We start from the raw sequence: 19,471 nt of genomic DNA on the forward strand, positions 1-19,471 counted from the left end.
AACACCGACCGTGACCGGCGGTCGCCCGCCGATCCGGACGACAGACCTAGGCGGCGCTGCGTCCGCCGCCGCCCTGGCCGCCGCGCTGCGGGGCGCGGCCCCGGCCGCGCCCGCCGCCCGAACCCGAGCGCGTACCGCCCGTGCCCGCTCCGGAACCGGCGGCGCCACGGCCCCCGGTACCCGAACCGGTACGGCTTCCGGTGCCCGCGCCGGTACGGCCGCCGGCGGAGGTTCCCGTACGGCCTCCGGTGCCGCCGGCCGTGCGGCCCCCGGCGCCGGTGCCGTTCGTACGGCCGCCCGTGCCGGTGCCGCCGGTGCGGCCCGCGGAGCCGGTGCGCCGGCCCGTGCCGGTCCCGGCGGCGGCCCTCGGCCTCGACGCCCTGCCGGGCCGCTGCTTCGGCTGCTCGACGGGCTGGGGGACCTCGATGACGACCGGGACGCCGGAGGGCTCGCGCGCCCCGGTGAGCCGGGCGAGCTCCTCGTCGCCGGAGGTGACGCGGGCCGTGCGCGGGCTGATGCCGGCGTCGGCCATCAGCCGGGTCATCTCCCGCTTCTGCTCGGGCAGTACGAGCGTCACGACGCTGCCGGACTCGCCGGCCCGGGCGGTACGGCCGCCGCGGTGCAGGTAGTCCTTGTGGTCGGTCGGCGGGTCGACGTTGACCACGAGGTCGAGGTCGTCGACGTGGATGCCGCGGGCCGCGACGTTGGTCGCGACGAGCGCGGTGACGTCGCCGTTCTTGAACTGGTCGAGGGTGCGGTTGCGCTGCGGCTGGCTGCGTCCGCCGTGCAGGGCGGAGGCGCGCACGCCGTTGGCCAGCAGGCGCTTGGTGAACCGGTCGGCGCCGCGCTTGGTGTCCACGAACAGGATCACCCGGCCCTCGCGGGCCGCGATCCGCATCGCGACGGCCTTCTTGTCGGTCTCGTCGGCGACGTGCAGCACGTGGTGCTCCATCGTCGTCACCGCGCCGGCCGACGGGTCCACGGAGTGCACCACCGGGTCGGTGAGGAACATCCGGACGAGCCGGTCGATGTTCTTGTCCAGCGTCGCCGAGAACAGCATCCGCTGCCCGTCCGGCTCGACCTGCTTGAGCAGGGCCGTGACCTGCGGCATGAAGCCCATGTCGGCCATCTGGTCGGCCTCGTCGAGGACGGTGATCGCGACGCGCTCCAGCGTGCAGTCCCCGCGCTCGATCAGGTCCTTCAGGCGGCCGGGGGTGGCGACCAGCACCTCGGCGCCGCGGCGCAGCGCACCGGCCTGGCGCCCGATCGACATGCCGCCCACGGCGACGGTCATCCGCAGGTTGACGGCGGTCGCGTACGGGGTGAGGGCGTCGGAGACCTGCTGGGCCAGCTCACGGGTGGGCACCAGGACCAGCGCGAGCGGCGACCTCGGCTCGGACCGGCGGCCGGCGGTGCGGGCGAGCAGGGCGAGTCCGAACGCGAGCGTCTTGCCCGAGCCCGTGCGTCCGCGGCCGAGCACATCGCGTCCCGCCAGGGTGTTCGGCAGGGTGGCGGCCTGGATCGGGAACGGCTCGGTCACACCCTGGGCCGCGAGGGTCTTCGTCAGCGCGGCGGGCATGTCCAGCGCGTCGAAGGACTCGACGGCGGGCAGTGCGGGCGTGACGGTCTCGGGCAGCGAGAATTCCTGCGGCGCCACGGCCTTGCGGACCGGGCCGCCCTTGCCGGCGCCCCTGGTGCCGTTCTTCTGGGGACGCCGGGCGGCGGCGCCGGTGGGCCGTCCCGAAGTGGTGCGGGCGGCGCGTTCGGATCGAGTCATGCTGGCTCTGGATTTCCTTCCTGGGCCCCATAAAGAGCAGGAGTCGGGGCCCGCACCCGAGAGGTGCGGGCCCCGGCTCAAAAGAAGAGCGTCCCCGATTCAGACGGGGGCGTCGTTCTGCAAAACAAAACGCGCCTGCGGAAGATTCCGATCAGGCGCAGAAAGTAAGGGGATAACTGAATAGCGTATCAACGAGACCTTAGCACAGGTGGGACCGCCGCCCGATCGGCAGCGGCCCCACCCGCACCTCCTGCACCGGCCCGCGCGGACGCGCCCGGCCGGTGCAGGAGGGGGCTCAGGCCAGGGGGCCCGTCACCGGCTCCACGGCGGCGACGACCCGGCCGGCCCGGACGAAGGCGTCCGCCGCGGCCAGGTCGGGCGCGAGGAAGCGGTCGGGGCCGGGGCCCTCGACACCGGCCGCGCGCACGGCCTCGATGACCGCCTGCGACGCCGGGGCCGGGGTCAGCCCCTCGCGCAGCTCGATCGCGCGGGTGGCGGCGTACAGCTCGATGGCGATGATCCGGGTGAGGTTGTCCACGGCCGTCCGCAGCTTGCGCGCCGCCGACCAGCCCATCGAGACGTGGTCCTCCTGCATCGCGGAGGACGGGATGGAGTCCGCGGAGGCCGGTACGGCGAGCCGCTTCATCTCGCTGACCAGGGCGGCCTGCGTGTACTGGGCGATCATCAGGCCCGAGTCGACGCCGGCGTCGTCCGCGAGGAACGGCGGCAGCCCGTGCGAGCGGTTCTTGTCGAGCAGGCGGTCGGTGCGGCGCTCGGCGATCGAGCCGAGGTCGGCCGCGGCGATGGCGAGGAAGTCGAGGACGTAGGCGACCGGGGCGCCGTGGAAGTTGCCGTTGGACTCGACGCGTCCGTCGGGCAGCACGACCGGGTTGTCGACGGCGGAGGCCAGCTCGCGCTCGGCGACCGTGCGGGCGTGGGCGAGGGTGTCGCGTCCGGCGCCCGCGACCTGCGGGGCGCAGCGCACGGAGTACGCGTCCTGTACGCGCGGCGCGTCGTCCTGGTGGTGGCCGGTGAGCTGCGAACCCTTCAGCACGGCCAGCATGTTGGCGGCGGAGGCGCCCTGCCCGGGGTGCGGGCGGATGGCGTGCAGCTCGGGGGCGAGGACCTTGTCCGTGCCGAGCAGGGCCTCCAGGGAGAGGGCCGCGGTGACGTCGGCGGACTTGTAGAGCGTGTCCAGGTCGGCGAGGGCCATGACGAGCATGCCGAGCATGCCGTCGGTGCCGTTGAGGAGGGCGAGGCCCTCCTTCTCGCGCAGCTCGACGGGGGCGATGCCGTGCTCGGCGAGCAGTTCGCCGGCGGGCCGGACGACGCCGTCGGGGCCCTCGGCGTCCCCCTCGCCCATCAGGGTCAGCGCGCAGTGCGAGAGCGGGGCGAGGTCGCCGGAGCAGCCGAGCGAGCCGTACTCGTGGACGACGGGGGTGATGCCCGCGTTCAGGATGTCGGCCATGGTCTGCGCGACCTCGGGCCGCACGCCCGTGCGTCCCGAGCAGACGGTCTTCAGCCGCAGGAACATCAGCGCGCGGACCACCTCGCGCTCCACACGGGGGCCCATCCCCGCCGCGTGCGAGCGGACGATGTTGCGCTGGAGCTGGGCGCGGAGTTCCGGGCTGATGTGCCGGGTCGCGAGGGCGCCGAAGCCCGTCGAGACGCCGTACACGGGGTCCGGTTTGGCGGCCAGCGCCTCCACGATCCCGCGGGCCGCGGCGAGGGCCGCCACCGCCTCGCCGGAGAGCTCGATCCGGGCGCCGCCGCGCGCCACGGCGAGTACGTCGGACGCGGTCACGCCCGACGTCCCCACCACCACAGTGTGCATATCCATATTCAGGAGCGTACGCAGTGAATTCCTCGATGTCACTAGTGGGTGGCCGGTTGACCCCTTACTCCGGGCTACGTCACAGAGGCGCTCCCGGACCCGGGGCAGACCCCGCCCGGATCACGGCGGGGGTTCGTGCCGGCCCCGGAAGCGGCGGCGCTCCGCGGCGGCCGGCGGCGGGGTGTCCGCGAGGCGCACGACAGGGTCGTCGGGGCCCTCGCGCCCGGCGACGACCGGCCTCGTGGCCCGCACGGCCTTCGCGCGGTACTGGGCGGCGTCGGCCAGCCGGAAGAGCCGGCGCGCGGACCGTACGGGCCCGATCGGGTCCTCGGTCGAGGCGACCCCGCAGGCCACGCCGTCGCCGAGTTCCAGCTCGGCCGCCCGCCGGCACAGCTCGTCGGCGATGCGGACGACCTCGTCGGCGGCCGGGCCGACCGCGAGCAGACAGAACTCGTCGCCGCCGAGACGGGCGGCCAGGGCGCCGGGGAGCATCGCCCCGCACAGCGACAGCACGGACCCGAAACGTTCCAGCAGGCGGTCGCCCACGGCGTGCCCCCGGGTGTCGTTGACCCGCTTGAGCCCGTTCAGGTCACAGACGACGAGGCTGACGACGGCGCCGTCACGCCGGTGCAGCTCGACGGCCTCGTCGAGGCGTACGTCGACGGCGCGGCGGTTGGCCAGGCCGGTCAGCGCGTCGGTGAACGCGAGCCGGCGGGCCTCCTCCAGACGCTCGGTCTGGGCGATGCCGGCGGCCACGACGGAGGCCAGGACGGTGGCGAAGTCGGCGTCGCCGCCGTCGAAGACGGGCTCGCCGGTGCGGCGGGCCACGTACAGCTCGCCCCAGGCTCGGCCGTGCAGGACGATCGGCGCGACGACGCAGCAGCCGCGGCCGCGCCGGCGCAGGGCGGCGACCCGCTGGTGGCAGTACTCGGCGCGGCCCTCGGCGGGGCCCTCCGCCGTCTCCACCCAGGCGTTGGGCTCGCCGCCGCACGCCCAGCGCTCGTGCAGGAACTCGGTGATCTCCGGGAACTGGTGCACGGGGTAGGACTCCCCGTCGGGGAACTCCTCCTCGTCGTCCGCCCGCTCGCCCACGTTGACCAGGACGCGCAGCCTGCCGAGTTCGCGCTCCCACACGGAGAGCGCGGCGAAGCTGCCGGACAGCGCGCGGCACGCGCCGAGCGCTGCGGCCCGCCAGGACTCGCGCGGGCTGTGCGCCGCCGCCATCCCCTGCGCCAGCGCCACCACGGCCCTCAGCCGAATGTCCTCACCCATCACCACAGGCTAGGTAAATTTCCGACAATTAGGGCGATCAGTGCGCCGAACAGACGCCCGACTGGCCGTACCGCCCACGCCCGGCAAACGCCCCCGCCACGACGGCGACCACGAAGACACCGGGAGACCGCCGGGGCCCACGGCACACTCAGACCCACCCCAGCACCCACCCGACCGGGCCCGTCACCCCGCCGGGCACGGCGCCGGGAAGCCCCAGGTTCGACGGGCGCCGGGGGCACGCGCCCGGAAGCCCGGACCGTCGGGCGCGACGTCCCGCGTATCACCGAGGCCGCGGCCCGGCACCGACGAAGGCGCCCGGCCAACGACGCCCCCGATACGGGGCCCGGCACCCGGAAGTCCCGGCCTTGACGGGCACTCCGCTCCCCGCGCCACCGAAGGCCGCCCGCACCAGCGGGGGCACTCGGCCGACGGGACCCCTGCCATGGGCCCGGCGCCCGGAAGCCGCGACCCTCGCCTCCCCCAGAGGCTCCCCCCGACCGGGCAGGGACGCCCGGGCGACGGCAACGCCGGAACGGGTGCACGGCGCCCGGAAGCCTCGGCGCGCGCCTCGCCCCGGGGCGGCGAGGGGCACCCTACCCACGGCACCCCTAATACGGGGGCACGACGCCCGGAAGCCCAGGCCCGACGTCCCCGCCACGCGGGCATGGCACCCACACGCCCCGGCGCCCGGCGATCACGTCGTCGTGGGGGTCACTCGCCCGGCCATTGGGGGGCTCGCTTCTCGTTGAAGGCGGCGACTCCCTCCGCGCGGTCGCCCGAGAAGGCGACCGAGCGCCACGCGGCGTCCTCGACCTCCAGGCCCGCCCGCAGGTCGAGGCCGTGGCCCAGCCGCAGCGCGCGCTTGGCGGCCCGCAGGCCGACCGGCGAGTTCGCGGCGATCCGGGCGGCGAGCGCGAGCGCCTCCGCGCGGTCCTGCCCCTCGTCCACCAGCTCGTCGACCAGGCCCAGCTCCCGCGCCTCCTCGGCCCGCAGCTTCCGCGCGGTGAAGACCAGCTCCGCCGCGCGGGCCGCGCCCACCCGGCGGGGCAGCAGCTGCGTACCGCCGCCACCGGGGATCACCCCGACGGACACCTCGGGCAGCCCGAGGACGGCGGTGCGGTCGGCCACGATCAGGTCGCAGGACAGCGCGAGCTCGAAACCGCCGCCCAGCGCGAACCCGTGCACCGCGGCGACCGTGGGCATCGGCAGCTCCAGCACACCGGTGTACGCGGCCCGCGTCACCGGGCGCTGGCGCAGCAGATCGGCATCGCTGAAGGAGTTGCGCTCCTTGAGGTCGGCGCCGACGCAGAAGGCCCGCTCGTGCGTGGAGGTCAGCACGACCACCCGTACGTCACGGTCGGCGGCGAGGGCGTCGCAGGCACCGGCGACGGAGCGGGCCATGTCCGTGGACACCGCGTTCATCGCCTTGGGCCGGTCGAGCGCGAGCTCCGCGACATGCCCGTGCCGCCGTACGGCGACGAACTCCCCGAACCGCCGCTCGTCCCCTTGCTCCGCCATGACACCCTCCTGGTTAACGCGGGTTAACACCGACGTCCCGATCATCGCAGCCGGGGCCGCCGAGGAAAAGGCGTCCCGCCCCGCCCGGCTCCTCGTTCGGGTGACACCGGCCCCAACTCCCCCCGTAGGCACGCAAGCCGCGCATAACCTGCGCACCGCTACAGCGCACCCGGGGGCGCCGACGCATCTGGGAGGACCGGCATGACGGACACAGCGCAAGCGACAGCATCGCCGGACACGGCGCGGACGGCACCGCCGCCGGGCGCGAAGGAGGCCCAGGACCGCCTCGTGTCGTGGACGCGCCCCGTGCGGGGGCGGCACCGCAGGCCACGGCCGCGCCGCACGCTCGTCGCGGTCGGCGGGCTCGCCCTGGCCGCCGGGGCGCTGAGCCTCGTACGGCTCACGCCCGATCCGCTCGGCGGGGGCGGCGAACGCACCGAGGCGGGGCCCCACGGGTCCGGCGCGGCCAGTGACCCGGCGGACAACGCCGCCGCCACCGTCGAGCCGGTGCCCACGGCCGGCTCCGCGACGCCTTCGGCGACGGGCGTGATGGGCGGGGCGGGCGCCACCCCGACCTCGGGTGCGACGGTCGTCCCGACCTCCCCGACCTCCCCGACCGGCACGCCCATGCAGTCCCGGGCCGTGGACCCGGCGGCCGGCCGGACCGGCATCCCCGAGGCTCCCGCGGACCCGGTGACCTCCGCGCCGCCGGCCCCGTCCAGGCCGCCCACGACGTCCGCCGCGCCGCGGCCCGCCCCGAGTCACAGCACGCGCGCGCCGGACCCGGGCCCGGACGACCCGGGCCTGTGCGTTCCGGTGATCGGGCTGTGCGTCGACCCGCTGGCTAGGGTGCCGCGTCCCGGCGGGTGAGCAGCCAGGGCTCCACGACGCCGAGGCCGCGCACGGGCCGCTGCCACATCGGCTGGAGCGCGAAGCGGTAGGTGGGCGGCTCCTCGCCCTCCTTCTCCGCGGCGGCCGCGGCCTCGGCGGCCTCCGCCTCGGAGGCGGGTGCCTCGCTCGTGCGGACCAGTTCCTCCGCGAAGGCCCCGTCCACCAGGACGGCGTCCCGCGGCGCTATCGAGGTGAGCCGGCTCGCCAGGTTCACCGTCGTACCGAACACGTCGCCCATCCGGGTGGTCACGGTGCCGAAGGCGATGCCGACGCGCAGCTCCGGCATCGTCTCGTCGTTCGCCATCGTCTCGATGAGGCGCAGGGCGATCTCGGCGGCCACTCCGGCGTCGTCCGCCGCGTAGAGCACCTCGTCGCCCAGGGTCTTGATCAGCCGGCCGCCGTGCGCGGCCACCAGGTCGGCCGCGGTGGTCTCGAAGGCCTCGACGAGTTCGCCGAGTTCCTCCTCCTCCATACGGCGGGTCAGCCGCGTGAACCCGACCAGGTCCGCGAAACCGACGGCCAGCCGCCGGTCGACCATCTCCTCGTCGTCCGCGGCCTGGACGACCCGGCCGGTCGCGGCGGCGAGCTGGCGCCGCCAGACGTAGACGATGAACTCCTCCAGCTCGGGCAGGAGCAGCTCGACCAGGGGGTACGTCACCTCGGTGCGGGTCATGCCCGGCTCGGGCGGCTCGGTCAGGCCCTCCAGGAAGGAGTCGATCTGCCACTCGGCGAGCCGCGCCGTCGTCTGCCCGGTCGAGCGGGCCACCTGCACGGCCATCGCCTCGCTGAGCAGTCCGGCCTCGACGAGACCGGCGAGGCGGCGCAGGGCGAGGACGTCCGCCTCGGTGAGTGCCTTGGCCTGGCCGATGTCGGCGAAACCCATGGCCCGCCAGAAACGGGACGCCAGCTCCATGGAGACGCCCGCGCTGCGGGCCGCCTGGAAGGGGGTGTAGCGGCGCTCGGCGCCGAGGATGAGCTGTTCGAGCCGCAGGGCGAGCGGGTCGCCCTCACCCTGGTCGTCCTCGGAGTCCACCCGGTCGTGCGCCTCGGTGCGGCCGGCCGGTGCGTCCGTACGCCCGTGCGCGTCGGTGCGGCCTCGCGGCGCGTCGGCGGCCCGCTCGGCGGTGCGCGCCGGCTCGGCGTCGGGATCGGGGTGTGCACCCGTGCCGGAGCCCGTGTCGTCGACGGTCACGCCTGCTGCCCTTCCGATCTGCCGCGGTCAGGTATCGACCGCGCTCAACTCTACGGCAGGTGTGCGCTGGCTCACTCCTGACTCGTACGGTCGTGGGGCCGGCCTCGAAACCTTTCGCTCCGGCCGCCGCTTCCCGCGCCGACCTGGGACTCCTGCCCCGGGCTCCGCTTCTCGAACGCCCCCGGGCCCGGCGATCGGCGGCCCCGGATCAGGCGGGCCGCAGGTGCACGATGTCCCCCGCGCCCACCGGCTGCTGCACGCCTTCCTCGGTGGCCAGCACCAGGCGCCCGTCACCGTCGACGGCCACCGCCTCACCGGTGATCGACGTGTCCCCGGGGAGTTCGGCCCGGACCACTCGACCCAGCGTCGCGCACCCGGCGGCGTACGTCTCCTGCAGACCCGAGGCCGCGGGGTCGCCGCCGGCCGCCCGCCACCTGCCGTACCACTCCTCCAGCGAGCGCAGCAGGGCCCGCAGGACCGTGTCGCGGTCCGTCGAGACGGCGCCGGCGAGGGCGAGCGACCCGGCGCCCGGCACCGGCAGTTCGTCCTTGCGCAGGGTGACGTTGAGGCCGATGCCGATGACGACACCGTCGGTGCCGGCCCGCTCGGCGAGGATGCCGCCGGCCTTGCGCTCCTCGCCGTCGACGGTGACCAGCAGGTCGTTGGGCCACTTGAGTGCCGTGTCCACGCCCGCGGCGCGCGGCAGCGCCGTCGCCACGGCGACCCCGGCGAGCAGCGGCAGCCAGCCCCAGCGCTCGACGGGCACCTCGGCGGGCTTCAGCAGCACGGAGAAGAAGAGGCCGGAGCGGGCCGGAGCGGTCCACCGGCGGTCCAGCCGGCCGCGTCCGGCGTGCTGCTCCTCGGCGACGAGGACGGCGCCCTCGGCCAGCGTCCCGGCCCGTCCGGCCAGGTCGGTGTTGGTGGAGCCGGTCGCGGGTACCACGTCGAGCGAGGACCACAGGCCGCCCTCCCGGACCAGTGCCCGGCGCAGGGCGGCGACGTTCAGGGGCGGACGGTCCAGGTCCGACCAGCGGCTCGCGCGCGGGCCGTCACCGGGCTCGTCGTGCGCGTCTGAGGAATCTCGCGGCGTCATGCAACCCACCCTAGGTGTGGTAAACGCCGCACTGCCGAACGGTATCCGCGCCACTACCCTACGAGTCAGTAGCAAACCCCTGAGCACGTCACCCTCACGTCCCCACTGAGCAGGCAGGGAGCCGCATCCCGATGTCCGAGCCGGAAGAGCTGCACCACCCCGACATCCACACCACCGCGGGCAAGCTCGCGGATCTGCAGCGGCGCATCCAAGAGGCGACGCACGCCGGCTCGGAGCGCGCCGTCGAGAAGCAGCACGCCAAGGGCAAGCTGACGGCGCGTGAGCGCATCGAACTCCTCCTCGACGAGGGCTCCTTCGTCGAGCTGGACGAGTTCGCGCGACACCGCTCGACCGACTTCGGCATGGAGCAGAACCGCCCGTACGGAGACGGTGTCGTCACCGGGTACGGCACGGTCGACGGCCGCCCCGTCGCCGTGTTCTCACAGGACTTCACCGTCTTCGGCGGCGCCCTGGGCGAGGTCTTCGGGCAGAAGATCATGAAGGTGATGGACTTCGCGCTGAAGACGGGCTGCCCGGTCATCGGCATCAACGACTCCGGCGGCGCCCGCATCCAGGAGGGCGTCAGCGCGCTCGGCATGTACGGCGAGATCTTCCGCCGCAACACCCACGCCTCGGGTGTCATCCCGCAGATCAGCCTGGTCGTCGGCCCCTGTGCGGGCGGCGCGGTCTACTCGCCCGCGATCACCGACTTCACGATCATGGTCGACCAGACCTCGCACATGTTCATCACGGGCCCGGACGTCATCAAGACGGTGACCGGTGAGGACGTCGGCTTCGAGGAGCTGGGCGGCGCCCGCACGCACAACTCCGCGTCCGGCGTGGCCCACCACATGGCGGGCGACGAGAAGGACGCCATCGAGTACGTCAAGCAGCTGCTGTCGTACCTGCCGTCCAACAACCTCAGCGAGCCGCCGGTCTTCCCCGAGGAGGCGGACCTCACGCCGACGGACGAGGACCGCGAGCTGGACACGATCGTGCCGGACAGCGCGAACCAGCCGTACGACATGCACACCGTGATCGAACACGTCCTGGACGACGCGGAGTTCTTCGAGACGCAGGCGCTCTTCGCACCGAACATCCTCACCGGCTTCGGCCGGGTCGAGGGGCAGCCGGTGGGCATCGTCGCCAACCAGCCGATGCAGTTCGCGGGCTGCCTGGACATCGACGCGAGCGAGAAGGCCGCGCGGTTCGTGCGCACCTGCGACGCCTTCAACGTCCCGGTGCTCACCTTCGTGGACGTGCCGGGCTTCCTGCCGGGCGTCGACCAGGAGCACACCGGCATCATCCGCCGCGGCGCCAAGCTCATCTACGCGTACGCCGAGGCGACCGTCCCGCTGATCACGGTCATCACCCGCAAGGCCTTCGGCGGCGCCTACGACGTCATGGGCTCCAAGCACCTGGGCGCCGACCTCAACCTGGCGTGGCCGACCGCGCAGATCGCGGTGATGGGCGCGCAGGGCGCGGTGAACATCCTGCACCGCCGCACCATCGCGGCCGCGGAGGCCGCCGGGGAGGGCGAGGCGACCCGGGCGCGGCTCATCCAGGAGTACGAGGACGCCCTCCTGAACCCGTACACGGCCGCCGAGCGCGGCTACATCGACGGCGTGATCATGCCGTCCGACACCCGCGCCCACGTCGTGCGGGGGCTGCGCCAGCTGCGGACCAAGCGCGCGTCCCTGCCGCCGAAGAAGCACGGCAACATCCCCCTCTAGTCCCCAGGGAGCGGTCATGACGATCAAGGTCGTACGGGGCAATCCGACCCCGGAGGAGCTGGCCGCCGCACTCGCGGTGGTGCGGGCGCGCGCCGTGGCGGCGGAGACGCCGTCCGGCGCGCCCCGCGAGCGGGAGGCCTGGGCGGACCCGGCGCGGCTGGCGCTGCGCCGGATGCCCGCGCCGAGCCCGCGGGCGTGGGGCCGCACGTACTGGCCCGGATAGGTTCCGGCTCAGAGCAGTTCCGCGACGGCTTCGGCCATCACCGCGTATCCGGCGTCGTTCGGGTGCAGGTGGTCGCCGAAGTCGTACGCGGGGTGCAGCCGGTCCGGGTCCGCCGGGTCGGCCAGCGCCACCGTGAGGTCCACCACCGCGTCCCACTCCCCCGAGGCGCGGATCCACTCGTTCATCTCGTGGCTCACCTTCGCCGCGTGCTCGCCCCAGTGGTCGGAGCCGCCGAACGGCAGCAGGGTCGAGCCGATCACCCGCAGGCCGCCCGCGCGGGCCTGCCGTATCAACGCCCGGTGGCCGTCGATCAGTTCGTCCGCCTCGACGACCGGCGCCGGGTGGTACGTGGGCTGCTCGCGGGTCTCGCTGAAGCCGATGTCGTTGAGGCCCAGGAGCACGACGAGGGTGTCGACGCCCGGGTGGCGCAGAACGTCCCGGGCCAGCCGGTGGACGCCCCTCTCTCCGTACCAGGCGGAGTCGTTGAGCAGCAGGTTCCCGCCGATGCCCGCGTTGAGCACGGGCCGGCCGGTGAGCTCCGCGAGCGCGTCGGACCAGCGGCGGTCGGCGCCCGGGGTCGAGCCGAAGCCGTCCGTGACGGAGTCCCCGAAGAGCGCGACGGCGTCACCGCGGCCCGCGTCGGTCTCGACGGCCGACAGGAAGTACCAGGACTCGTCGGACTCCTCGAAGCCGTCGCCCGTGACGTCGTCCAGCAGGTCGCCCGGACCCTGATAGGCGGTCGTGAACGCCTGCGCGTGGAAGGTCGCGGGGCCGGTGACGGCGTCGAGATGCAGGGTGACCGTCAGTGACTCCCCCGCCGCCAGGGTGAGGCCCGCCGGATCGCTCAGCACACTGCCGCGCGCCGGGACCGCGACGGCGTACGCCCCCTCGAATTCCAGCCGCCTGAGCGAGCCGGGCTCGACGGCGGCTCCGGCGGCCGCACGGGCGACCGTGGCACCCGCGATCCGCAAGGGCGAGAACCCGTAGTCGTTGGAGAGGCGGACGCGGAGGCGGTCGCCGCCCGCGCTGACACGGACGGTCTGGCGCAGCGACTGACGCCAGAAGCCCTCGCGCGAGCGGTTGGGCGTGAAGCCCTCGGCGGGGAGCTGGGGGGCTGCCGTCCAGGCGGTGGTGAACACAGGCGTTCCTCTCTAAAAGGGACCGTGGTTCCTTTAGTGGCGCTCATGACGGTAGCAGGCAGTGACGCCTAATGGAACGGTGGAACCGTTTAGAGAAGTTGAGTACGCGTACTCAGGCGCCCGGGACCGCGCCGACGCACGATCGGAGACATGCTGTGGTCCGACCCCGAGAACGAGCCGCCCGAGGAACTGCGCGACATGCAGAACATGCTGCGCCGCCTCGGTGTCCTCATGGCGCTCGCCATCATGCTCGCGATGATCGTCCTCGGCGTCAGATGACCGCGCCCGGCACGGCCCGGGACGCCCTGGCCGCGCCGATACCCTGACGGCATGACCGATCAGCCGCGCCGCCGTCTCGTGCTCGCCTCCCAGTCCCCCGCCCGGCTCGGCCTGCTGCGGCAGGCCGGACTCGCTCCCGAGGTGATCGTGAGCGGCTTCGACGAGGACACCGTCACCGCCCCGACGCCCGCCGAGCTCGCCCTCGCGCTCGCGGAGGCGAAGGCATCCGTCGTCGCGGCACGGCCCGAGGTCCAGGGCGCGCTCGTGATCGGCTGCGACTCGGTCCTGGACCTGGACGGAGAGGCGCTCGGCAAGCCCGCCGACGCCGAGGAGGCCACCGCCCGCTGGAAGGCGATGCGCGGCCGGGCCGGCACCCTTCAGACCGGGCACTGCATCTACGACACCACGGCCAAGCGCTACGTGTCGGCGACCGCGTCCACCGTGGTGCGCTTCGGCGAGCCCACCGACGCCGAGATCGCCGCGTACGTCGCCTCGGGCGAACCCCTCCACGTGGCCGGGGCGTTCACCCTCGACGGCCGCTCGGCCCCGTTCGTCGAGGGCATCGACGGCGACCACGGCAACGTCATCGGCATCTCCCTGCCCACGGTGCGCCGACTGCTGGCGCAACTGGGCGTGGGCATCACGGAGTTGTGGACGCCGCGCGAGGGGTGATCAGCCCGCCGTGGGGGCCGGGGGCGCCGTGACCGGCGCTCCCCCGCCGTCGCCGCCGTCCTTCTCCGGCGCCGCGGCCGCCGGGCCCGTCCGGCGGTCGTACGCCACGAGGACGAGCACGATCAGCCCGAGCACCACCATCATGAAGACGAACGCGCCCCAGCCGACCAGGCCCACGGCGAAGGCGCCGAGCAGCGCGTGCACCACGGCGGCGCTGATCAGCAGGATGCGGCCGATGCCGGCCGGGGGCCGGTCGCGCAGCGCCACCAGCAGCGCGGCCAGGCCGCACAGCGCGAAGTACAGGCCGAAGACCAGCCCCCCGGCCTTCGAGGAGACGGACATCTTGTGCGGGTCGAGCCCGGCCAGGGACATGTCCTGCCGGTCGACGACCATGCCGAGGTACCAGTTCAGCAGCGCAATGCCGACCGCCTCCACGAAGAGCACGATCGCCGCCACCCACGCCGCCGGTCTGCGCACCACCGGTCCCCACCCACTTCCGCGTGCTGTTACCCCAAGTACGTTCGAGACAAGCGAACGCTACTAACGGGTAAACCGTGGGACAAGGGCTCGGCGCAGGGCAAAGAATCATTGGGCCATTCGTAGGGACTCCACAAAGAAACCCTGTGGGGCGCAGCACGCTCTCACAGAGACCTTGACCACACCGGAGGGCTAGGGTTCAGGGGAGGATTCCTGCGTACCGCGGTGCGACAAGGGATTTCGCGGGCCGAGCGAGCCTCGGATCACGCTCCGTGTGGGCAAGCTCACCATTGGGGACGGGTCGAAAGGTCGTGTCGGCTGTCCCTAAACTCGGCTTGTTTCAAGGAGGGAGCCATCGTGCGCAAGGTGCTCATCGCCAACCGTGGCGAAATCGCTGTCCGCGTGGCCCGGGCGTGCCGGGATGCCGGGATCGCGAGTGTTGCCGTCTACGCCGATCCGGACCGGGACGCTCTGCATGTCCGGGCCGCGGACGAGGCGTTCGCGTTGGGCGGTGACACCCCGGCCACCAGCTATCTGGACATCGCCAAGGTGCTGCAGGCCGCCAAGGACTCCGGAGCGGACGCCGTCCATCCCGGCTACGGGTTCCTCTCGGAGAACGCCGAGTTCGCCCAGGCCGTCCTGGACGCGGGCCTGATCTGGATCGGCCCGCCCCCGCAGGCCATCCGCGACCTCGGTGACAAGGTCGCCGCCCGCCACATCGCGCAGCGCGCCGGCGCACCGCTGGTCGCGGGCACCCCCGACCCGGTCTCCGGCGCCGAGGAGGTCGTCGCCTTCGCCCGCGAGCACGGCCTGCCCATCGCGATCAAGGCGGCCTTCGGCGGCGGCGGACGCGGCCTCAAGGTCGCCCGCACCCTCGAAGAGGTCCCGGAGCTGTACGACTCGGCCGTCCGTGAGGCGGTCGCCGCGTTCGGGCGCGGCGAGTGCTTCGTCGAGCGCTACCTCGACAAGCCCCGCCACGTGGAGACCCAGTGCCTGGCCGACACCCACGGCAACGTGGTCGTCGTCTCCACCCGCGACTGCTCCCTCCAGCGCCGCCACCAAAAACTCGTCGAGGAAGCCCCGGCGCCGTTCCTGTCCGACGCGCAGGTCGAGGAGCTGTACGCCTCCTCCAAGGCGATCCTGCGCGAGGCCGGCTACGTCGGCGCCGGCACCGTGGAGTTCCTGGTCGGCATGGACGGCACGATCTCCTTCCTGGAGGTCAACACCCGCCTGCAGGTCGAACACCCCGTCACCGAGGAGGTCGCCGGCATCGACCTGGTCCGCGAGATGTTCCGCATCGCCGACGGCGAGGAACTCGGCTACGGCGACCCCGTCCTGCGCGGCCACTCCTTCGAGTTCCGCATCAACGGCGAGGACCCCGGCCGCGGCTTCCTGCCCGCCCCCGGCACCGTCACCACCTTCACCCCGCCCTCCGGCCCCGGCGTGCGCCTGGACGCCGGCGTCGAGTCCGGCGCCGTGATCGGCCCCGCCTGGGACTCCCTCCTGGCCAAACTCATCGTCACCGGCGCCACCCGCGAACAGGCCCTCCAGCGCGCCGCCCGCGCCCTGGAGGAGTTCACCGTCGAGGGCATGGCCACCGCCATCCCCTTCCACCGCAAGGTCGTCACCGACCCCGCCTTCGCCCCCGAACTCACCGGCTCCGACGCCCCCTTCACCGTCCACACCCGGTGGATCGAGACCGAGTTCGTCAACGACATCCCCGCCTTCACCACCCCCGCCGACACCGACACCGACGACGAGAGCGGCCGCGAGACCGTCATCGTCGAGGTCGGCGGCAAACGCCTGGAAGTGTCCCTGCCCTCCAGCCTGGGCATGTCCCTGGCCCGCACCGGCCTCGCCGCCGGCGCCAAACCCAAGCGCCGCGCCGCCAAGAAGTCCGGCCCGGCCGCCTCCGGCGACACCCTCGCCTCCCCCATGCAGGGCACCATCGTCAAGATCGCCGTCGAGGAAGGCCAGGAAGTCAAGGAAGGCGACCTCATCGTCGTCCTCGAAGCGATGAAGATGGAACAACCCCTCAACGCCCACAAGTCCGGCACCATCAAGGGCCTCACCGCCGAAGTCGGCGCCTCCCTCACCTCCGGCGCCCCCATCTGCGAGATCAAGGACTGACCCACAGCACAAACAAGTGCCCGGCCCCTTCCCGAAGGCGCCGGGCACTTCCACATCACCACCCACAACCGGCAGCCGAACCGAGCATCGACATCCTGCGGCTCAGCCCCCACAACCGGCAGCCGAACCGAGCATCCATGTCCTGCGGCTCAGCCCCCACGGCCCACAGTCGCGATCCGGCGGAAGGGGCCGTGCCGGTACATCAAATGGCCGTCGAGACGGGGACGTACGCAACCGAGGAACGCTGGTGACGGACGCCGGCAACAACTACCGACGGCCGGATGTACCGGCACGGCCCCGACCCACCCACCGGCCCCACCGCGCCCGACGCCCACCACACCGCACCAACGGCGACCAGCGCACCGGCGCACCGGCGCCAAAGAGGACACCGCACCGCACCGCACGGCGCACCCCGTCGTCAGCGACGGCGCAAGTCAGCCACCCGAGCACGCTCCCCCGGAGCCTGCTCCCCCAGCACGGTCGCGCTCCGCAACTGCGCCCCCGCCCCCGGCACCTGCCCCCGGCGCGGCCCGGGCAACGGCATGTCCCGGCGCGACTGACGCCCCGCCGGGCCCGTATCACCCCCCGCACCCCCGGAGGACGAAGCCGACGACGACCCGGCCACGGCGATCTGCACGCCCTGGTCGGCCAGGGCCTGCAACTCCGTGCCCGCCCGGTCGTCGTGAGCGGGCGGCTCGTCCGTCACCAGCCGGGTGATCAGATCCGTCGGCACGGTCTGGAACATCGTGTCGGTCCCGAGCTTGGTGTGATCGGCGAGGACCACGACCTCCCCCGCCGCCTGCACCAGCGCGCGGTCGACGGACGCCGACAGCATGTTGGACGTCGACAGCCCCCGCTCGGCGGTCAGACCACTCCCCGAGAGGAAGGCCCGGGAGACCCGCAGCCCCTGGAGGGACTGCTCGGCCCCGCTGCCCACCAGGGCGTAGTTGGAACCGCGCAGGGTACCGCCGGTCATCACGACCTCCACGCGATTGGCATGGGCCAACGCCTGGGCCACCAGCAGCGAGTTGGTGACGACGGTCAGTCCGGGCACCCGCGCGAGCCGGCGGGCCAGCTCCTGGGTGGTGGTTCCCGCCCCCACCACGATGGCCTCGCCCTCTTCGACGAGACCCGCGGCGAGATCGGCGATGGCCGTCTTCTCGGCGGTCGCGAGATGCGATTTCTGCGGAAAGCCGGACTCCCGCGTGAACCCGCCCGGCAATACCGCACCGCCGTGCCGGCGGTCGAGGAGTCCTTCTGCCTCCAGTGCGCGCACGTCCCGCCGTACGGTCACTTCGGAGGTCTGGACGACGCGGGCGAGCTCACGGAGCGACACGGCCCCGTTCGCTCGCACCATTTCGAGGATCAATTGGCGACGTTCTGCAGCGAACACGAAACTGACAGTAACCCCAACGACCGTCTGCTTTCAGCAGTTTGCGCCGAATAACAGAAGTTGTTCGCACAGAGGGACACGGAGTGGTATACGTGCCTACGCCCGGCGCCTATGCCGCGAGAATGGGCGGCGACTCTCCGTGACCGGCGGGAGTCACCACCGGCCCGACCGGCCAGAACACCCCCGCCCGGCCCACGCGCCGCGGACCGCGCGCGGCCGCCACTCCCCGCGACTCGCTCGACGCGAGCCCCCGCAACCGCCGGACGCACTCCCCACGAGCGCCCCGCCGCCCGGGCGCGGCCCGGCAGAACCGATCAGCCCTCGCCCGCACTCTTGCGGGTGTGCAACTGCCGGGCCACCTCCGCGATCGATCCCGACAGGGAGGGATACACGGTGAACGCGTTCGCGATCTGCTCGACGGTCAGGTTGTTGTCGACGGCGAGCGAGATGGGGTGGATGAGTTCCGAGGCGCGCGGCGCGACGACGACACCGCCGACGACGATCCCCGTGCCGGGCCGGCAGAAGATCTTGACGAAGCCGTCCCGGATGCCCTGCATCTTGGCGCGCGGGTTGCGCAGCAGCGGCAGCTTGACGACCCGGGCGTCGATCTTCCCGCCGTCGACGTCCGCCTGGGTGTACCCGACGGTCGCGATCTCGGGGTCGGTGAAGACGTTCGAAGAGACCGTCTTCAGGTTCAGCGGGGCGACCGCGTCACCGAGGAAGTGGTACATCGCGATGCGGCCCTGCATGGCGGCCACGGAGGCGAGCGCGAAGACGCCGGTCACGTCACCGGCGGCGTAGACGCCGGGGGCGGTGGTCCTGGACACCTTGTCGGTCCAGATGTGCCCGGACTCCTTGACCTTGACCCCGGCCTCCTCGAGCCCCATGCCGCTGGAGTTCGGGATGGCGCCGACGGCCATGAGGCAGTGCGAGCCGGTGATGACCCGGCCGTCGGCGAGCGTGACCTCGACGCGGTCGCCCACCCGCTTGGCGGCCTGGGCGCGCGAGCGGGCCATGACGTTCATGCCGCGGCGCCGGAAGACGTCCTCCAGGACGGCGGCGGCGTCCGGGTCCTCGCCCGGCAGCACGCGGTCACGGCTGGAAACGAGCGTGACGCGTGAGCCGAGCGCCTGATAGGCGCCGGCGAACTCCGCGCCGGTGACGCCGGAGCCGACCACGATGAGCTCCTCGGGAAGCTCGTCCAGGTCGTAGACCTGCGTCCAGTTCAGGATCCGCTCCCCGTCCGGCTGCGCGTCGGGCAGCTCGCGGGGATGCCCGCCGGTGGCGATGAGGACCGCGTCCGCGACGAGGGTCTCCTCGTTACCGTCGGCCGCGCGCACGACGACCTTGCGGGAGCCGTCCGTGGCCTGCTGCCCGTCGAGCCGGCCGCGACCGCGCAGCACACGGGCCCCGGCACGGGTGACGGAGGCGGTGATGTCGTGGGACTGGGCGAGCGCGAGCCGCTTCACCCGGCGGTTGACCTTGCCGAGGTCGACGCCGACCACCCGGGCGGCCTGCTCCATCGGCGGGGTGTCGTCGGCGACGATGATGCCGAGTTCCTCGTACGACGAGTCGAAGGTGGTCATCACCTCGGCCGTCGCGATCAGGGTCTTCGACGGGACGCAGTCGGTCAGCACCGACGCCCCGCCCAGACCGTCGCAGTCGACGACGGTCACCTCCGCGCCGAGTTGGGCGGCCACCAGGGCCGCCTCGTATCCGCCGGGTCCGCCACCGATGATCACGATCCGAGTCACGTACTCCATTGTCCCGCACCCGCCAAGGTGCTTCCGCCCCGGGGCCCGCCGAGCGCGCATTCGAGCGACTTCTGTTACGCGGGGGGCCGGGTCG

16 protein-coding genes are annotated in these 19,471 nt (G+C 73.3%); 6 read left to right on the forward strand and 10 right to left on the reverse strand.

Going from position 1 to position 19,471, the window contains the following annotated elements:
- Window positions 1-46 precede the first annotated feature (46 nt).
- From ACFYQQ_RS11470 to ACFYQQ_RS11485, 4 genes are all read right to left on the reverse strand, one after another.
- Window positions 47-1,777, reverse strand: coding sequence for a DEAD/DEAH box helicase (locus tag ACFYQQ_RS11470; RefSeq protein ID WP_356171003.1), 1,731 nt, complete (start codon window positions 1,775-1,777; stop codon window positions 47-49).
- A 295-nt stretch (window positions 1,778-2,072) separates the two neighbouring features.
- Window positions 2,073-3,611, reverse strand: coding sequence for a histidine ammonia-lyase (hutH, locus tag ACFYQQ_RS11475; RefSeq protein WP_356171145.1), 1,539 nt, complete (start codon window positions 3,609-3,611; stop codon window positions 2,073-2,075).
- A 120-nt stretch (window positions 3,612-3,731) separates the two neighbouring features.
- Window positions 3,732-4,883: a sensor domain-containing diguanylate cyclase gene (locus ACFYQQ_RS11480; RefSeq protein ID WP_356238170.1), complete on the reverse strand. Its 1,152-nt coding sequence runs from the start codon at window positions 4,881-4,883 to the stop codon at window positions 3,732-3,734.
- A 711-nt stretch (window positions 4,884-5,594) separates the two neighbouring features.
- Complete coding sequence (locus tag ACFYQQ_RS11485; RefSeq protein ID WP_356170997.1) at window positions 5,595-6,401, reverse strand: enoyl-CoA hydratase-related protein; 807 nt, start codon at window positions 6,399-6,401, stop codon at window positions 5,595-5,597.
- A 201-nt stretch (window positions 6,402-6,602) separates the two neighbouring features.
- Between ACFYQQ_RS11485 and ACFYQQ_RS11490 the strand changes: the two genes are divergently transcribed.
- Entirely contained in the window at window positions 6,603-7,271 is a 669-nt protein-coding gene (locus tag ACFYQQ_RS11490) for a hypothetical protein (protein ID WP_388904285.1), read from the forward strand.
- Here ACFYQQ_RS11490 and ACFYQQ_RS11495 read toward each other — a convergent pair.
- Complete coding sequence (locus ACFYQQ_RS11495; protein WP_356170991.1) at window positions 7,246-8,484, reverse strand: adenylate/guanylate cyclase domain-containing protein; 1,239 nt, start codon at window positions 8,482-8,484, stop codon at window positions 7,246-7,248. The two genes, ACFYQQ_RS11490 and ACFYQQ_RS11495, sit on opposite strands and share 26 nt — an antisense overlap.
- A 208-nt stretch (window positions 8,485-8,692) precedes the next feature.
- Window positions 8,693-9,577 carry a biotin--[acetyl-CoA-carboxylase] ligase gene (locus tag ACFYQQ_RS11500; protein WP_355786138.1) on the reverse strand — a complete coding sequence of 295 codons (885 nt, stop codon included), beginning with the start codon at window positions 9,575-9,577 and terminating at the stop codon, window positions 8,693-8,695.
- Window positions 9,578-9,708: 131 nt separating this feature from the next.
- Between ACFYQQ_RS11500 and ACFYQQ_RS11505 the strand changes: the two genes are divergently transcribed.
- The gene (locus tag ACFYQQ_RS11505) at window positions 9,709-11,310 is read left to right on the forward strand and encodes an acyl-CoA carboxylase subunit beta (protein ID WP_355786141.1); all 1,602 of its coding nucleotides are present in this window, start codon (window positions 9,709-9,711) and stop codon (window positions 11,308-11,310) included.
- A 16-nt stretch (window positions 11,311-11,326) separates the two neighbouring features.
- Window positions 11,327-11,533, forward strand: a complete 207-nt coding sequence (locus ACFYQQ_RS11510) for an acyl-CoA carboxylase subunit epsilon (protein WP_356170986.1) — start codon at window positions 11,327-11,329, stop codon at window positions 11,531-11,533.
- An 8-nt stretch (window positions 11,534-11,541) separates the two neighbouring features.
- Here the strand turns inward: ACFYQQ_RS11510 and ACFYQQ_RS11515 are convergent, their stop codons facing one another.
- On the reverse strand, window positions 11,542-12,672 hold the full coding sequence (locus tag ACFYQQ_RS11515; RefSeq protein ID WP_355794065.1) for an SGNH/GDSL hydrolase family protein: 1,131 nt from the start codon (window positions 12,670-12,672) through the stop codon (window positions 11,542-11,544).
- A 150-nt stretch (window positions 12,673-12,822) separates the two neighbouring features.
- Here ACFYQQ_RS11515 and mmpB point away from each other — a divergent pair, with 150 nt between their 5' ends.
- Both mmpB and ACFYQQ_RS11525 read left to right on the forward strand, forming a co-directional pair.
- Window positions 12,823-12,951 carry a morphogenic membrane protein MmpB gene (gene mmpB / locus ACFYQQ_RS11520; protein ID WP_355794064.1) on the forward strand — a complete coding sequence of 43 codons (129 nt, stop codon included), beginning with the start codon at window positions 12,823-12,825 and terminating at the stop codon, window positions 12,949-12,951.
- Window positions 12,952-13,002: 51 nt separating this feature from the next.
- On the forward strand, window positions 13,003-13,623 hold the full coding sequence (locus tag ACFYQQ_RS11525) for a nucleoside triphosphate pyrophosphatase (protein WP_356170981.1): 621 nt from the start codon (window positions 13,003-13,005) through the stop codon (window positions 13,621-13,623).
- On the opposite strand, the gene ACFYQQ_RS11530 is transcribed toward ACFYQQ_RS11525, so the two are convergent.
- Window positions 13,624-14,103 (reverse strand): hypothetical protein, encoded by a 480-nt coding sequence (locus ACFYQQ_RS11530; RefSeq protein WP_356170978.1) that lies wholly within the window; start codon window positions 14,101-14,103, stop codon window positions 13,624-13,626.
- A gap of 354 nt (window positions 14,104-14,457) precedes the next feature.
- On the opposite strand from ACFYQQ_RS11530, the gene ACFYQQ_RS11535 reads away from it, so the two are divergent.
- Window positions 14,458-16,230: an acetyl/propionyl/methylcrotonyl-CoA carboxylase subunit alpha gene (locus ACFYQQ_RS11535; RefSeq protein ID WP_388904289.1), complete on the forward strand. Its 1,773-nt coding sequence runs from the start codon at window positions 14,458-14,460 to the stop codon at window positions 16,228-16,230.
- Between the two features lie 418 nt (window positions 16,231-16,648).
- Here the strand turns inward: ACFYQQ_RS11535 and ACFYQQ_RS11540 are convergent, their stop codons facing one another.
- Both ACFYQQ_RS11540 and ACFYQQ_RS11545 read right to left on the reverse strand, forming a co-directional pair.
- Entirely contained in the window at window positions 16,649-17,623 is a 975-nt protein-coding gene (locus ACFYQQ_RS11540) for a DeoR/GlpR family DNA-binding transcription regulator (RefSeq protein ID WP_355787128.1), read from the reverse strand.
- 314 nt (window positions 17,624-17,937) lie between these two features.
- The gene (locus tag ACFYQQ_RS11545; protein ID WP_355787131.1) at window positions 17,938-19,386 is read right to left on the reverse strand and encodes an NAD(P)H-quinone dehydrogenase; all 1,449 of its coding nucleotides are present in this window, start codon (window positions 19,384-19,386) and stop codon (window positions 17,938-17,940) included.
- Between the last annotated feature and the right edge of the window lie 85 nt (window positions 19,387-19,471).

Source organism: Streptomyces sp. NPDC005496 (assembly GCF_042872045.1).
In the GTDB taxonomy this organism is placed as follows: Bacteria; Actinomycetota; Actinomycetes; order Streptomycetales; family Streptomycetaceae; genus Streptomyces.

Bases quoted from the DNA above. Each gene is read 5' to 3' on its own strand.
- ACFYQQ_RS11470 (WP_356171003.1), bottom strand. From the start codon at position 1,777: ATGACTCGATCCGAACGCGCCGCCCGCACCACTTCGGGACGGCCCACC.
- hutH (WP_356171145.1), bottom strand. From the start codon at position 3,611: ATGCACACTGTGGTGGTGGGGACGTCGGGCGTGACCGCGTCCGACGTA.
- ACFYQQ_RS11480 (WP_356238170.1), bottom strand. From the start codon at position 4,883: ATGGGTGAGGACATTCGGCTGAGGGCCGTGGTGGCGCTGGCGCAGGGG.
- ACFYQQ_RS11485 (WP_356170997.1), bottom strand. From the start codon at position 6,401: ATGGCGGAGCAAGGGGACGAGCGGCGGTTCGGGGAGTTCGTCGCCGTA.
- ACFYQQ_RS11490 (WP_388904285.1), top strand. From the start codon at position 6,603: ATGACGGACACAGCGCAAGCGACAGCATCGCCGGACACGGCGCGGACG.
- ACFYQQ_RS11500 (WP_355786138.1), bottom strand. From the start codon at position 9,577: ATGACGCCGCGAGATTCCTCAGACGCGCACGACGAGCCCGGTGACGGC.
- ACFYQQ_RS11505 (WP_355786141.1), top strand. From the start codon at position 9,709: ATGTCCGAGCCGGAAGAGCTGCACCACCCCGACATCCACACCACCGCG.
- ACFYQQ_RS11510 (WP_356170986.1), top strand. From the start codon at position 11,327: ATGACGATCAAGGTCGTACGGGGCAATCCGACCCCGGAGGAGCTGGCC.
- mmpB (WP_355794064.1), top strand. From the start codon at position 12,823: ATGCTGTGGTCCGACCCCGAGAACGAGCCGCCCGAGGAACTGCGCGAC.
- ACFYQQ_RS11525 (WP_356170981.1), top strand. From the start codon at position 13,003: ATGACCGATCAGCCGCGCCGCCGTCTCGTGCTCGCCTCCCAGTCCCCC.
- ACFYQQ_RS11545 (WP_355787131.1), bottom strand. From the start codon at position 19,386: ATGGAGTACGTGACTCGGATCGTGATCATCGGTGGCGGACCCGGCGGA.